This is a genomic window from Phormidium sp. FACHB-592, from assembly GCF_014695795.1.
Lineage (GTDB): Bacteria > Cyanobacteriota > Cyanobacteriia > Leptolyngbyales > Leptolyngbyaceae > Stenomitos.
In genome coordinates, this window is the sequence record NZ_JACJOZ010000106.1 from 92,838 (window position 1) to 106,099 (window position 13,262).

At 51.4% G+C, this 13,262-nt stretch carries 12 protein-coding genes; 3 read left to right on the forward strand and 9 right to left on the reverse strand.

Annotated features, from left to right (window positions below; all coding sequences use genetic code 11):
• Window positions 1-74: 74 nt before the first annotated feature.
• The 9 genes from H6F86_RS29925 to trxB form a co-directional block, all read right to left on the reverse strand.
• Window positions 75-632 (reverse strand): GAF domain-containing protein, encoded by a 558-nt coding sequence (locus H6F86_RS29925; protein WP_242033765.1) that lies wholly within the window; start codon window positions 630-632, stop codon window positions 75-77.
• A 99-nt stretch (window positions 633-731) separates the two neighbouring features.
• The gene (locus H6F86_RS29930; RefSeq protein ID WP_199305586.1) at window positions 732-1,523 is read right to left on the reverse strand and encodes a DUF3891 family protein; all 792 of its coding nucleotides are present in this window, start codon (window positions 1,521-1,523) and stop codon (window positions 732-734) included.
• A 547-nt stretch (window positions 1,524-2,070) separates the two neighbouring features.
• The gene (gene sepF / locus H6F86_RS29935) at window positions 2,071-2,598 is read right to left on the reverse strand and encodes a cell division protein SepF (protein WP_190454861.1); all 528 of its coding nucleotides are present in this window, start codon (window positions 2,596-2,598) and stop codon (window positions 2,071-2,073) included.
• 386 nt (window positions 2,599-2,984) lie between these two features.
• A complete protein-coding gene (gene ruvC, locus H6F86_RS29940) occupies window positions 2,985-3,473 on the reverse strand; it encodes a crossover junction endodeoxyribonuclease RuvC (RefSeq protein WP_190454865.1) in 489 nt (162 codons plus the stop codon).
• A gap of 93 nt (window positions 3,474-3,566) precedes the next feature.
• Window positions 3,567-4,628 carry a magnesium chelatase ATPase subunit I gene (gene bchI / locus H6F86_RS29945; RefSeq protein ID WP_190455357.1) on the reverse strand — a complete coding sequence of 354 codons (1,062 nt, stop codon included), beginning with the start codon at window positions 4,626-4,628 and terminating at the stop codon, window positions 3,567-3,569.
• A gap of 268 nt (window positions 4,629-4,896) precedes the next feature.
• Window positions 4,897-5,295, reverse strand: a complete 399-nt coding sequence (locus H6F86_RS29950; protein ID WP_190455360.1) for a phosphomannose isomerase type II C-terminal cupin domain — start codon at window positions 5,293-5,295, stop codon at window positions 4,897-4,899.
• Between the two features lie 100 nt (window positions 5,296-5,395).
• Window positions 5,396-5,890 carry a signal peptidase II gene (gene lspA / locus H6F86_RS29955; protein ID WP_190454868.1) on the reverse strand — a complete coding sequence of 165 codons (495 nt, stop codon included), beginning with the start codon at window positions 5,888-5,890 and terminating at the stop codon, window positions 5,396-5,398.
• A 64-nt stretch (window positions 5,891-5,954) separates the two neighbouring features.
• Window positions 5,955-6,533 carry a biotin transporter BioY gene (locus tag H6F86_RS29960; protein ID WP_190454871.1) on the reverse strand — a complete coding sequence of 193 codons (579 nt, stop codon included), beginning with the start codon at window positions 6,531-6,533 and terminating at the stop codon, window positions 5,955-5,957.
• Window positions 6,534-6,910: 377 nt separating this feature from the next.
• Window positions 6,911-8,278: a thioredoxin-disulfide reductase gene (gene trxB, locus H6F86_RS29965; RefSeq protein ID WP_190454875.1), complete on the reverse strand. Its 1,368-nt coding sequence runs from the start codon at window positions 8,276-8,278 to the stop codon at window positions 6,911-6,913.
• Between the two features lie 162 nt (window positions 8,279-8,440).
• Here trxB and gcvT point away from each other — a divergent pair, with 162 nt between their 5' ends.
• The 3 genes from gcvT (at window position 8,441) to gcvP (ending at window position 13,259) form a co-directional block, all read left to right on the forward strand.
• Complete coding sequence (gene gcvT, locus H6F86_RS29970; protein ID WP_190455362.1) at window positions 8,441-9,556, forward strand: glycine cleavage system aminomethyltransferase GcvT; 1,116 nt, start codon at window positions 8,441-8,443, stop codon at window positions 9,554-9,556.
• A 31-nt stretch (window positions 9,557-9,587) separates the two neighbouring features.
• Entirely contained in the window at window positions 9,588-9,977 is a 390-nt protein-coding gene (gene gcvH / locus H6F86_RS29975) for a glycine cleavage system protein GcvH (RefSeq protein ID WP_190454878.1), read from the forward strand.
• Window positions 9,978-10,265: 288 nt separating this feature from the next.
• A complete protein-coding gene (gene gcvP, locus H6F86_RS29980) occupies window positions 10,266-13,259 on the forward strand; it encodes an aminomethyl-transferring glycine dehydrogenase (protein ID WP_190454881.1) in 2,994 nt (997 codons plus the stop codon).
• The last annotated feature ends 3 nt before the right edge of the window (window positions 13,260-13,262 follow it).

A 13,262-nucleotide genomic window follows, 5' to 3' on the forward strand; every position in this document is an offset into this window, starting at 1 on the left:
AACGCTTATGGTTCAGCGCAATATACGAACGCTTTTTAGGAACCGTGGTACAAGACGCACGATCGAGCGATACCCTATTGGGTCACTGGTGGCTTCGCTGCTGCCTTAACGTAAGCAACAGCGCTCGGTGTAATGGCTTGTACTACTTGATCGATCGCTTCCTGTGCTGTCTGTGTCCAGTGCCGTGGCTGACCAAAGACACTGGGCTGTAGGACACCCCAAAGCTGTCCTTCACAGCAAATGTGGGCATGAATGAGGGCACGATGCCCAAAATTTTCCTGCTCAAACTGTTTATTTAAAGTGTCGGCACTGGCAGCTTCTACATCGTCAACCACAATGGAAGGCTCTGTACGTAAAGCAGCAGCAAACATTGGGTCATCATCAGGCAAGGACGGTGGCTCAAGCTTCCAGTCTTCGTCGTACACCGTTGGAATATCAGCATGGCGTACCCAGTAAAAAGGTACTCTGCCCAAACGTGTATTTGGCTCTCGCAGATAAAGAAAGCAGCGATCGCACGCCAAATAATCTCCAAGTGCAGGCATCAAAGCATTAAATAGCGTTTCGGGCGTTGAGGTTGTTGCCAGGACGTTAGCAAGGGAAGCAGGCAGGCGATCGAACTTAGACTTGAGCAATGGCTTATCCTCTGACAATATGTTTCGGCAGCCACACTTTCTTGCTAATCAATCGATGATGGCAGTGTGGCTGATGCAAATGACAAGTGTGGTTATGTGCTAACTCAAGGGATTCTCTTGCATTACTTCAGGCGCTTCCTTTACAAACGTCCATTCCAGTAGCTTGCGGGGCGCATGTTTTAAGGCTTCTACTAGTTGCTCGTTATCTTTAAAGGTTACTTGCGAGAGCGCTGTTGCTTCCACATTGACCGTAAAGCGATCGTCTTCAAAACACCAGGGCGTGACTGTCACCAAGCCGTTATCGCTTTGGATTACATAGTACCGTTGGCCATCGGGACCTTTGCTAATTTCTAACGCACGCTCATCCATTGGTAGCTCTTGCTGACAAAGAATGAGTGAAAGGCGATCGCACCACTGCATAAATGCATAGGCACTATCGGCATCTTCTTGCGATATTGACAGGTCTTCACGCCACCGTGTCTGGTTTTCTAATTGTTCATCCAAAAAAGCATCGGCTTCAGCAGACGTACCACGCTTACTAGCGTTTAAGTGAGATTGATGCATGGAGTTTAACAAAGCCACCCACCGCCCACGATACAAAGAACGCTCTATATGCTCCCGTAATGGTTCAAAAGAGCCGCCCTCATCCATCAAAAAGTCTTTAGGTGTTTTTGCTTCTGTCAGGTTGTCGTGTTCCCACTCTTTCTCTAGATCATCATGATGCGATATCGCTGCTACGGTTTCATAGAGTCGAGGGGGTGAATCTTTACGTCGCCAATGCCCTGCTATTTGAGCGGCCAGCAAAGCATGAGCACGATGATAAATGATCTGCCAGCCGTTCTGAGTCTGATGAACAATCACAAGGACATTCTCCTGGTTAAACGTTGCCAAAGGTAAATCTTATCTGAGTTTGAACCCGCGATCGGCTCACTCAGCACGGTCTTAAACCATGTACAAATGTAACGAAAGAGACCATTACTAATATCTACCAGGCGGCTGAATCATTTGATTGAGTTTGACTCAATGCCTTTTTATCACCCTTTTCTGGTTTGCTGTAACGTGCTGCTCAAGGCATCTCGTAGTTAAAACCACGACAACACGTTCAACCTTCGCTTATACGGCTTACAACAGCACCAGAGTAGTAATGCTCTAGATTCGTGAAAACAAGGGAGAACGAAGCAGAAGCTTTTCCCTGCGTTGACATCTGGTTTGAGCACTTACCTTTGTTCCACTTGCAGCAGCAATGAGGTGGTAAAGCAGATCACGTCGAAGCAAGCAAACAGATTGATGGTGAGTACCTGGGCGTAATTAAATAGTGAAAGTAATGTCCATAACAGCAACGATCACCTCGACTAACTTTACAGAGACGATCGCACGGTAACTTAGCTATAACTCTGGATTGTATATATCTCAGGTTTTACTATATAGACTCTTGGCACTAGCTCATCTGAGACATACTGCCCCAAGCAGGTGCAGGTGGCGTGATCTGCGTAAATGGCATAGCTCCTCGCTGTGGTGCTGGGTGTGCCACGGACGGGTAGCTGCTGATCTGTACAAAGCTGGGCGTAAACAAGAAAATATGCTCACCGAGGCGCTCTTGATGCCCGTCAATGGCAAACGCAGCACCAGCGACAAAATCAACGCAACGCTGAGCTGCGTCAGCATCCATCAGGCTTAGGTTCAAGATAATCGATCGCCGCTCACGCAGAGCAGTCACCGCTTGGGGCATTTCCTCGAACGATCGAGGCTCCATCAGAAACATTTCTGTATGCACTGTTTTTCGGTTTGGCATACCCACTACATTGCTGGCATTGCTAGGCGGCATTGGTTGCTGCATAGCATCCATTGTCTCTGAGCTGTAGTAGGCTGCGGGAGAGCCTTCTTCTTCGTACTCGTACTCGTACTCATTCTCGTCGTAGCGATCCTCGAAGCCAAACGAATCCCACACGCGCCGAAAGATATTCATGACGACCAACCTCTAGATTAGTTCATGTGTTCCATCTTAACCCGATTTGAGACCGAGCGTTATTTGTCGCTTTGTCTATCTATGCAAGAAGATAGCTAACTAGCAACGGCTAACCTGACTATTCTCTGTGTTTATTATGTATCGAAAACGCCTTCTTCATGTCCTCTTGCGAAAGAGCAGGCATTCGTGAAAACGCTTAATGCGGCTGTCGATCGCTCCGCCTTGCTCCACGGGTCGATTGGGCTGTACATAAAGGGGAAGCGTAATGAATGTTATGGAGCCTGGTCTTGAGGGAACCGATACGTCTGTGTTTGTACTCTGTCCTATGCAGTTAACTAAGGCAAACGATTTGTACTGAATGAGCACAGGGTTACGTAGCCAATAGCCTAGTTTTGATACCAAGCAGTGAGCGCGACGGCTAACCCATCCGCTGCGTCATCAGGTTTGGGAATTTGGTCTAGATGCAGTTCGCGCGTAACTGCTGTTTGCACTTGATGCTTGTCGGCATTGCCATAGCCTGTTAGCGCTTGCTTAATCTGTGCGGGGGTAAACTCCACATAGGGTACGCTGTATTGCGCCAGTACCAGCATCACTACACCCCGCGCCTGTGCTACGGCGATCGTGTTGCCCATCCGGTAGAAAAAGAGTTTCTCGATCGCTACCAGATCTGGCTGCCACTGCTTCATCAGCGTATGCAAATCGTCATGGATAATAATGAGGCGCTGCCCAATCTCCTTGCCTGCTGGAGTCTGCACCACGCCATAATCCAGCACAGACACCTGCGCTTCGGTGCTGCCTGCTGCCAGACCCGAACAAGCGATCGCACCAAAGCCTAACGTTGCCAGCCCTGGATCTAAACCAAGAATCTTTTGCATAAAGTTAAGAGTGTTAACTTAAGGGTTTTAAGTTAAGCAGGAGACTCAAAACTTGATACTGTCGAGCGCAGTGGCACAAAGTGCTACTCAAAACTATTCTCCGACCTCCAGCCCAAACACTTGATTGAAGACCTTTTCAACCTTGTAGCCAGAGTCGATCGATTCTAGCGGATCTTTACGCAAACGGTGGCGCAAACAGAGAGTGACAACACGACGAATGTCCTGCACTGTCACTTCATCCCGACCTTCAAAGGCAGTTAACGCTTTAGCAGCACGGTTAGTTACAATGTCGCCTCGAAGACCGTCTACATCAAGTTCAGAGCAAACCTGAGAAATCTTGACACGCAAATCGTGGTCGATCGCCACCGTCTTCAGTCGCTCTTGAGCCAGCACTAGCCGCTGTTGCAATTCATCTTGCTGCGTTTGGCAGGCTTCCAGAAAGACCTGCGGATCTTGGTCAAACTCTGTCCGTTGCTCCACAATTTCGACTCGCAGCGCTGGCTCTTTCACCGTGCGAATTTCGGCGTGCATCCCAAAGCGATCAAGTAACTGAGGACGCAACTCGCCTTCTTCAGGGTTGCCAGAGCCAACGAGCACAAACCGTGCCGGATGCCGCACCGAGATGCCTTCTCGCTCAACCGTGTTCCAACCCGAAGCGGCGGAATCGAGCAGTACATCCACTAAGTGGTCATCCAGCAAGTTGACTTCATCCACATACAAAATGCCCCGATTTGCCTTCGCCAGTAGACCTGGTTCAAAGGCTTTTACCCCCTCTGAGAGCGCTTTTTCGATGTCGATCGTGCCGCACACACGGTCTTCCGTTGCACCTAGCGGTAGATCCACCATCGTAACTTTTTGCTTTGCTACAGGTACATCTAGCCCTTGTTCTACCTGCTGTCGCACCGCATCGCCCATCATCTCTAGGTCATGGGGATGGCTGTTGAACGGGTCATCTGCCACTACATCAATTTCGGGTAGCAGATCTGCCAGAGCGCGGATAGTGGTGGATTTGCCAGTACCACGATCGCCCATAATCATTACCCCACCAATTTTAGGGTCAATGACATTGAGCAGCAGTGCCAGTTTCATTTCTTCCTGCCCGACGATCGCCGTAAACGGAAACACCGGACGACGACGGGTGGAAGTGGGCTGCATCGATCGACCATTTTCAGCTATGACGGGATTCGCAGTTGGACTCACGGACTTACCTGATGTTAGTGAAAGCGAGTGGATTACAGTCTTTTATTGTGCCATAGAGGGGATGGAGGAAGGTAAAAGCAAGAAGGCAAAAGTAAAGCCTTCAATCCCTAGCGTTTAGCGTTCAGCCCTCAGCGTTTAGCGTTTAGCCTTCTGCCCTCTGTTCCCTTCCGCCTTTTGCCTTCTGCCTTCTGCCTCTTGCCTCCTGCCTTTTGCCTCCTGCCTTCTACTTTTTGTCTTCTCCTGGATCATCACCAAACCGCGTAATGTCGTCCTCGCCTAGATATTCGCCGTTTTGCACCTCAATCATGACTAGAGGAATCACGCCAGGGTTTTCAACCCGATGGGGCGTACACATCGGCACATAGGTCGATTGCTTTTGTGTCAGGGTTGTTTCTTGACCATCGCAGATAACCTTAGCGGTGCCCGAAACAACGATCCAATGCTCGCTCCGGTGGTAGTGCATCTGGGTGCTAATGTGCTGACTAGGTGCTAGCTCAATCCGGTTAATGCGGTAGTGGTTACTTTCTTCTAGCAGCGTTACAGTACCCCAGGGTCGAGAGCGAACGGTGTCTGAGTCAGTAGGTGGCACGGAGGAGAGATCGTGATTGCCTTTTTCGCCCATAATCTTAGCTACCAAAATCCACACTCCTATCATGCCGGATTTTTAGTCGCTCTCATCAATACACCATGCCCTATAACCCTTAACTATCAAGGCTTACCGCTCATTTGCGAACGATTTCACGCTCTGGGGGTGGCGATGGCTTAAAGCTGGCAATGAGTAAACAGACGATGCCAACATTAATGAACGTATCTGCGATGTTGAAGATCGGAAAGCGAATCAACCGGAAGTCCAAAAAGTCGATGACTTCACCAACTAGAAAGCGATCGATCCCGTTACCCAGCGCGCCTGACAAGATAAACCCATAGCCGACCTGCTCCCAGCGATTGAGCGTAAATCTTTTTGACCACGCCAGCACCATCAGTCCAAGGCTGACTCCCAGGGATAGCCAGCGCAGCCATACTGAACCGCCAGGAAAGATGCTGAAGGCTGCTCCGGGGTTTAACGCATACGTAAAGTGAAAGACGCCTGGTATAACCGGAATGGTGTAGTTCAAAATAGGCGGAAAGATGTAAGTGACGAACAGCACCTTGGTCAGGCGATCGAGCGCCAGTCCAACCAAAGCAGCAAGCCAAAAGAAGCGGTTTTTAAAGAACATTAAAAGCGACCAATGCAAAACTCATCACTCAACGCCCTCTCAGACTAGCAATCATCTCAGACTATCAATAAAACATCAGTTGACGCAGCGTAAAGGCAAGGACCGTCACAGCACAGACGATCGCCAGTTGCCCTGGCAGCGGGTACAACGAATATTTCATCAACGACTGCTGCAACGGCAAGCCAGACTGGTTGACAAACCCTAGCCCATACATAGCCGCCAGGTAAAGCATACCTGTCACATGAATGCTCAGCAGCCCGCACAAGCAGCTAAAAGCGAGTGACTCTAGCTTGGCTGATGCTTTGAATGCCAGATAGCCACATAGCCAAGCGCCGGGGATAAAGCCCAGAATGTATCCAAAACTGGGTTCCTTAAGGTAGCCCAAGCCACCACCCTGAGCGAACACTGGAAACCAGGTCAACCCCAGCATGATGTAAGCGATTTGGGACAGAGCAGCCGCATTTTTACCGCCGAGGCACCCCACCAGCAAGGCTGCCCCAAACTGGTAAGTGACTCCTAACGAGTGGGTTTGATAGCCTATCGCCCCTAAAGATGGGGTCGTCATAAAGGCTTCCAAAAACGTACCCCCGATCGTCAGGATGAGACCAATGAGCGCCCACAGCAATTCAGTGGAAAAAGCCATGACGTGCAAAAGTAAAAGTGTAAAAGCAAACTTGCGGCAGAGTCCAAAATTTTACCGTCTGCGTTTTGCTTTTTAACAGCTTTATCTCTACTGACTTGCACTAAAAGGGCATTGTCTCCCTTACTTAACCTGGCAAAACTTATTTGCTAGCAGCACGTACAAGCGGTTGGTTTCTTGATGCTTAAACAGCGATCCTCCATTTGTGTCAGTTTTACAGCCCTTTACGCACGCAGATCATCATCCCTCACAGCTCATTAGTACAAGAGCCTGGCATATTGCAGAAACGGCTGTAACTACAGATAGCTAAGGCGAAAAGCAGGCAACTGAATTGCTTCTACCCTCCGCCTTCTGCCTTCTGCCCTCCGCCTTTCACCCTCCTACACGTAGGACGCGATCGTTTCGCGATATTGGCTCTTCGGTTTCACGCCCTTTAGTTCTGCCACCTTGTCTTTATCCTTGAAGAATTGGATCGTTGGCGTACCGACAACGCCAGCCGCCTCAGCGATTTCAGGGTCTTGTTCGATGTCGATTTCGATGTAGTGAATCTTGCCATCAAACTCATCGACAACTTTGTTCAGAATCGGCTTAAGCGTATGGCAGGGACCGCATTGCGGGGAAGCATACTTGACCATGATCAGGCGATCGCTGGCATGATACAGCTTGCGCAGTGCGTAGCCTCCTTCGTGCCGGGTACGTTCCACACTGAATTCGGTTTCTTGTTCGGCTTCTGTTTTCTTAGCAGTCGGTTCTGCGGCTGGCTTTTCAGAATCAGTCTGGTGAAACTCTTGAATCAGATGATTAACAGACAACCACCGTTCTGCCAGCATCGCTGCCTGGCAGCCTGTGCCCGCTGCTGTAATTGCCTGACGAAACTCGTGATCTTGCACATCGCCTGCGGTAAAGACACCTTCGACGCTGGTTTCAACCGAACCGGGCTTGGTGACGATGTAGCCCACATCATCCAGTTCTAGCTGTCCTTTGAAGAGGGATGTGTTGGGAGTATGCCCGATCGCGTAAAACAGTCCCTTGACGTGCAGCTCGCTCTCTTCGCCCGTCTTGGTGTCTTTCAGCTTGATCCCTTTCATATGATCCGCTTCACCAAACACATCCACGATGTCGGTATTCCAGTGGATCGTAATTTTTGGGTTATTCAAGACACGATCTTGCATCGCTTTGCTGGCGCGCATCTTTTCGGTTCGCACTAGCATGTGCACGTGAGAGCCGTACTTCGTCAGATAAATTGATTCTTCGGCTGCCGAGTCGCCCCCACCGACAACTGCCAGTTCTGCCGATCGAAAAATGGGGGTAGCGCCATCACAAATCGCGCAGGCGGAGATACCGCGACTCCAAAATTGGCTTTCGCACGGTAGTCCCAGTCGCTTGGCTGTTGCGCCTGTCGCAATCACAATGCTGTGGGCAAAGACTTCGCGTTCATCCGATCGCACCACAAAGGGACGCTGGCTAAGATCAACCGATGTGACATCTTCAGTCACCAACTCTGCACCCCAGCGAATCGCTTGTGCTTTCATCCGATCCATCAACTGCGGTCCGGTGATGCCCTCTGGGAACCCAGGAAAGTTTTCAACTTCGGTGGTTGTCATGAGCTGCCCACCCGGCAAACCGCCCGCCTGATAGCCCTCAAACATAAAGGGCTTGAGGTTAGCGCGAGCTGCATAAATAGCTGCCGTATATCCGGCTGGACCGGAGCCGATAATCACTACATTTTCAACGGTTGGAGTGGTCATTGCCCTATACAAACTCATAACGACTACGCTTAGTATAATCTATTTCACCCCTAATGCAACCCTTCCGTCATACACAGCCATAACAGCCGGGTTTCCTTTAGGATTAAAAGTGTTCACGGCAAGGAAACAGAACTTGTGACACCTCACGAAAACAAGGCAGCGATGGTGCCGGACATACCGCTACCCCTGGCGCGGACACCCCTCTTTGATGTTGGGATTAGCCTTAAGGCGCGCATGACTGAGTTTTCTGGTTGGGAAATGCCCGTGCAGTACAGCGGCATTACTCACGAGCATCAGGCAGTGCGATCGTCGGCTGGAATGTTTGATATTTCGCACATGGGCAAGTTTTTGCTGACGGGCGATCGCTTAGTAGACCAACTCCAACGACTGGTGCCCTCTGACCTGAGCCGTTTGCAGCCTGGTCAGGCACAATATACAGTGCTGCTCAATGCCCAGGCAGGCATTATCGATGACCTAATTTTTTACTATCAGGGGTTGGATGCAGCGGGTCAACAGCGTTGGTTTGCGATCGTCAATGCCGCGACACTGCTGAAGGACAAGACCTGGATGCTGGAACAGCTTGATCAGAGTCGGCTGACGTTTCAGGATCTTTCTACAACGCATGTGCTGCTGGCAGTGCAGGGACCCGATGCCGTGAAGCAATTGCAGCCCTTTGTGCAGGCTGATCTAGCCCCAGTGCCAGCGTTTGGTCATTTGGAGAGCAACGTCTTAGGACAACCTGGTTTTCTGGCGCGGACAGGCTATACGGGTGAGGACGGTTTTGAAGTCATGGTTGAGCCATCGGTAGGGATAGAGTTGTGGCGATCGCTGCTTAATGCAGGCGTGACCCCGTGCGGGTTGGGCGCTCGCGATACCCTGCGTTTGGAAGCTGCAATGGCGCTTTATGGTCAGGATATTGATGGCACGACGACACCGCTTGAAGCCGGTTTGGGCTGGCTGGTGCATCTAGACAAAGGGGACTTCATTGGGCGATCGGTGCTGGAGCAGCAAAAGCAATCAGGCGTGCAGCGACGGCTCGTTGGGCTTCAAATGCAGGGACGCAACATTGCCCGTCACGGCTACCCAGTGTTTCACGATGGTCAGCCTGTTGGGGAGGTCACGAGCGGCACCCAGTCTCCAACCTTGGGTCACGCGATCGCGCTTGCTTACGTGCCCGCATCTTTGAGTAAACCGGGTCAGGCGATCGACGTAGAAATTCGCGGTAAACTTTATCCGGCTGTAGTGGTCAAAAAACCGTTCTACCGCCGCTTGCGATAGCTGTCAGGCAAAATTGCTTTAAGGAGACGACATGACTTTTGACTATCCCGGTGATTTGAAGTACCTGGATTCGCACGAATATGCCCGTTTGGAGGGGGAAATTGCGACGATCGGCATTAGTGCTTTTGCCATTGATCAACTAGGTGACATTGTGTTCCTAGAGCTGCCAGAGATGGGAGACGCAATTACAAAAGGTGAAAAATTTGGCACGGTCGAATCAGTTAAAGCAGTAGAAGACCTTAACTCTCCTGTTACCGGCACTGTTATTGATATCAACGCACCGCTGATTGAAGCACCAGAGCAGCTAGCCGACGACCCCTATGGTGAGGGGTGGCTGCTGAAGGTGAGAGTAAACGATCCAGGTGATGTCGATGATGCACTCTCGGCAGATGAGTATCGCCAGCAGGTTGAAGGCGTATGAGGGGATAAAGGATGAGGGATAAGGGATGAAGGCTAAATGTTTTGAGTTGGGCGAAAGGAGGGATGAGGAGCGTTTGAGTTAGCTCTGTTGACTGAATCTGACCTCTTAGCCTTTCGCTTGCCTTATTCCTTCTTCGGACTCACTGTTTTTACCTTTTACTCTGTCTCCCAGCGCTTTTTGCTCAGATATTGCAGAATATGAAAGTAGTCTGCCGTAGTGTGTAGCATTGCTAACTGCACCCGATTAAGCGCTACCTTGTTCGCTAACATCCTAATGCCAGAGCCGTCTATGTTAGAGCCTTCTCCGTCCCAACCCAGTGCGAGTGAACGCCAACCGGAGGTCAAGGGCACCGATCCGAAAACGGTCAGCGGCTCTACCCATCAACCCTCATCCTTTAGTTCGCATCCCTTACTCAACCCCCTCGTTTACACTGATTCTTTTGTTGATCGCCACATTGGTCCGCGCGATAGTGATCTTGACCAGATGTTAGCTGCGATCGACTTCGATAGTCTCGAAGCTTTGATGGATGCAGCCATTCCGCGTGGGATTCGGCTACGGAAGCCATTGCGTCTAGAAGCTGGCAAAGCCGAATACGAGTTGCTAGCAGCCCTGAAGGAACTGGCGCAGGAAAATCATGTGTTCCGCTCTTTCATTGGCATGGGCTACTCTAACTGCATTACGCCACCCGTTATTCAGCGCAACATTCTTGAAAATCCCGGTTGGTATACCCAATACACGCCGTATCAGCCCGAAATTGCTCAGGGACGGCTGGAGGCTCTGCTCAACTTCCAGACGATGGTGACCGACCTGACGGGGCTAGAAATTGCGAATGCCTCTCTGCTTGATGAAGCAACGGCAGCAGCAGAAGCAATGGCGATGAGCTACGGCGTAAGCAAGACGAAGGCAAATGCCTTTTGGGTTTCTGAAGCGTGTCATCCCCAAACGATCGCTGTTGTGCAAACTCGTGCCAGACCGTTGGGCATTGAGGTGCTTGTGGGCGACCACCGTACGTTTCAGTTTGATCAGCCCGTCTTTGGTGTGCTGCTGCAATATCCGGCAACCGATGGAGCCATTTACGACTATCGAGCATTCTGCGATCGCGCCCATGCTGCTGGTGCCTTAGTTACGGTCGCAGCCGATTTACTGAGCCTGACGCTGCTGGTGCCGCCTGGAGAGTTTGGGGCTGATATTGCGATCGGCAACACTCAACGCTTTGGTGTACCGCTGGGCTATGGCGGTCCTCATGCTGCCTATTTCGCGACAAAGGATGCCTTTAAGCGCCAGTTGCCGGGTCGTTTGGTCGGAGTTTCTAAAGACGTGCATGGCTCTCCTGCCCTGCGTCTTGCTCTACAAACCCGCGAACAGCACATCCGACGCGACAAAGCTACTAGCAATATTTGTACAGCGCAGGTGCTACTAGCAATCGTTGCCAGTATGTATGCTGTGTACCACGGTCCCCAAGGTCTGCGGCGGATTGGCGATCGGGTCCATCAGCTCACAGTTATTCTGGCAGAAGGTCTGCGGCGGTTGGGTTACGCGCCCAGTGCCGAACCCTTCTTTGACACGCTGCGAGTGACCGTCCCCAATGGCAAAGCACCCGAAGTCATCCGGCGGGCACATTCTCATAAGATTAACCTGCGGCAACTGGATGCCCACACCTTCACCATTTCTCTCGATGAAACCGTTTCATCGGATGACTTGCTAGCGCTCTTTCAGGTTTTTGCAGGTGCAGAAGTCACCCACTTTACTCCAGAAGACTTGCTGGCTGCCTCTTCCCGCTCCCTCCTTCCTGCATCGCTGCTGCGGTCTACGCCTTACCTGACACATCCCGTTTTCAATGCGTATCACTCCGAGACGGAACTGCTGCGCTATCTGCATCGCTTGGAGTCCAAAGATCTGTCGCTGACCACGGCGATGATTCCTCTTGGCTCCTGCACCATGAAGCTCAATGCCACGGCTGAAATGCTGCCCATTACCTGGGCAGAGTTTGGGCAGATCCATCCCTTTGCACCGTTGGATCAAACCCACGGCTACCAGGCACTCTTTGGGCAACTGGAGCATTGGCTGGCAGAAATTACGGGCTTTGCTGGCATCTCGCTCCAGCCCAATGCAGGCTCTCAGGGCGAATACACAGGGCTACTGGTGATTCGTCAATATCATGAAAAACGGGGCGAGGCGCACCGCAATATCTGCCTGATTCCGCAGTCGGCGCATGGCACCAATCCTGCAAGTGCAGTGATGGCAGGGCTGAAGGTAGTGGCAGTGGCGTGCGATCGTGATGGCAATATTGATGTCGCAGACCTGAAGGCAAAAGCCGAGCAGCATCGGGACAATTTAGCCGCGCTGATGGTAACGTACCCCTCGACGCATGGCGTTTTCGAGGAAGGCATTCAGGCGATGTGCGAATGTATTCATGCCAATGGTGGGCAGGTGTACATGGATGGTGCCAACCTGAACGCGCAAGTCGGGCTGTGCCGCCCCGGTGATTTTGGCGCAGACGTCTGCCATTTAAACCTGCACAAAACCTTTTGTATTCCTCACGGTGGCGGTGGTCCTGGCATGGGACCGATCGGCGTGGCAGCGCATCTGCTACCCTTTTTGCCCAAACATCCGATCGTCTCGGTTGGTGGCAAGCAGGGCATTGGTGCCGTGTCAGCCGCTCCTTGGGGCAGTTCCAGCATTCTGCCAATTTCCTGGATGTACATTGCGTTGATGGGTGCCGAAGGGCTTACCAAAGCGACGCAGGTTGCCATTTTGAACGCAAACTACATCGCCAAACGGTTAGAGGGGCACTACCCTGTGCTTTACAAGGGTAAAAACAGTCTGGTGGCACACGAATGCATTCTAGACTTGCGCCAGTTCAAAAAGACGGCTGAAATTGAAGTGGATGATATTGCCAAGCGGCTGATTGACTATGGCTTCCATCCGCCTACCGTGTCGTGGCCTGTGGCAGGCACCATCATGGTAGAGCCAACCGAGAGCGAATCGAAGCAGGAGATTGATCGCTTCTGTGATGCCATGATCGCCATTCGTGCCGAAATCCGTGCGATCGAAGAAGGCACAGTCGATCGCCAAAACAATCTCCTGAAGCAAGCTCCTCATACCGCCGCCGCACTGCTCACTGATCACTGGGATCGTCCCTATACTCGCGAGCAAGCTGCTTACCCAACCGCCTGGACGCGCGACAATAAGTTCTGGGCAGCAGTGGGGCGCATTGATCAGGCGTATGGCGATCGTAATCTCGTCTGCACTTGCTTACCGATGGAGGCTTACGAGAGCTAGGCA

What these genes read in the sequence shown, in the direction of transcription:
- gcvH (WP_190454878.1), top strand. Translation starts at nt 9,588, where the DNA reads ATGACTTTTGACTATCCCGGTGATTTGAAGTACCTGGATTCGCACGAA.
- gcvP (WP_190454881.1), top strand. Translation starts at nt 10,266, where the DNA reads ATGTTAGAGCCTTCTCCGTCCCAACCCAGTGCGAGTGAACGCCAACCG.
- ruvC (WP_190454865.1), bottom strand. Translation starts at nt 3,473, where the DNA reads ATGCAAAAGATTCTTGGTTTAGATCCAGGGCTGGCAACGTTAGGCTTT.
- H6F86_RS29960 (WP_190454871.1), bottom strand. Translation starts at nt 6,533, where the DNA reads ATGGCTTTTTCCACTGAATTGCTGTGGGCGCTCATTGGTCTCATCCTG.
- gcvT (WP_190455362.1), top strand. Translation starts at nt 8,441, where the DNA reads ATGGTGCCGGACATACCGCTACCCCTGGCGCGGACACCCCTCTTTGAT.
- bchI (WP_190455357.1), bottom strand. Translation starts at nt 4,628, where the DNA reads ATGCAGCCCACTTCCACCCGTCGTCGTCCGGTGTTTCCGTTTACGGCG.
- lspA (WP_190454868.1), bottom strand. Translation starts at nt 5,890, where the DNA reads ATGTTCTTTAAAAACCGCTTCTTTTGGCTTGCTGCTTTGGTTGGACTG.
- H6F86_RS29950 (WP_190455360.1), bottom strand. Translation starts at nt 5,295, where the DNA reads ATGGGCGAAAAAGGCAATCACGATCTCTCCTCCGTGCCACCTACTGAC.
- sepF (WP_190454861.1), bottom strand. Translation starts at nt 2,598, where the DNA reads ATGAATATCTTTCGGCGCGTGTGGGATTCGTTTGGCTTCGAGGATCGC.
- trxB (WP_190454875.1), bottom strand. Translation starts at nt 8,278, where the DNA reads ATGACCACTCCAACCGTTGAAAATGTAGTGATTATCGGCTCCGGTCCA.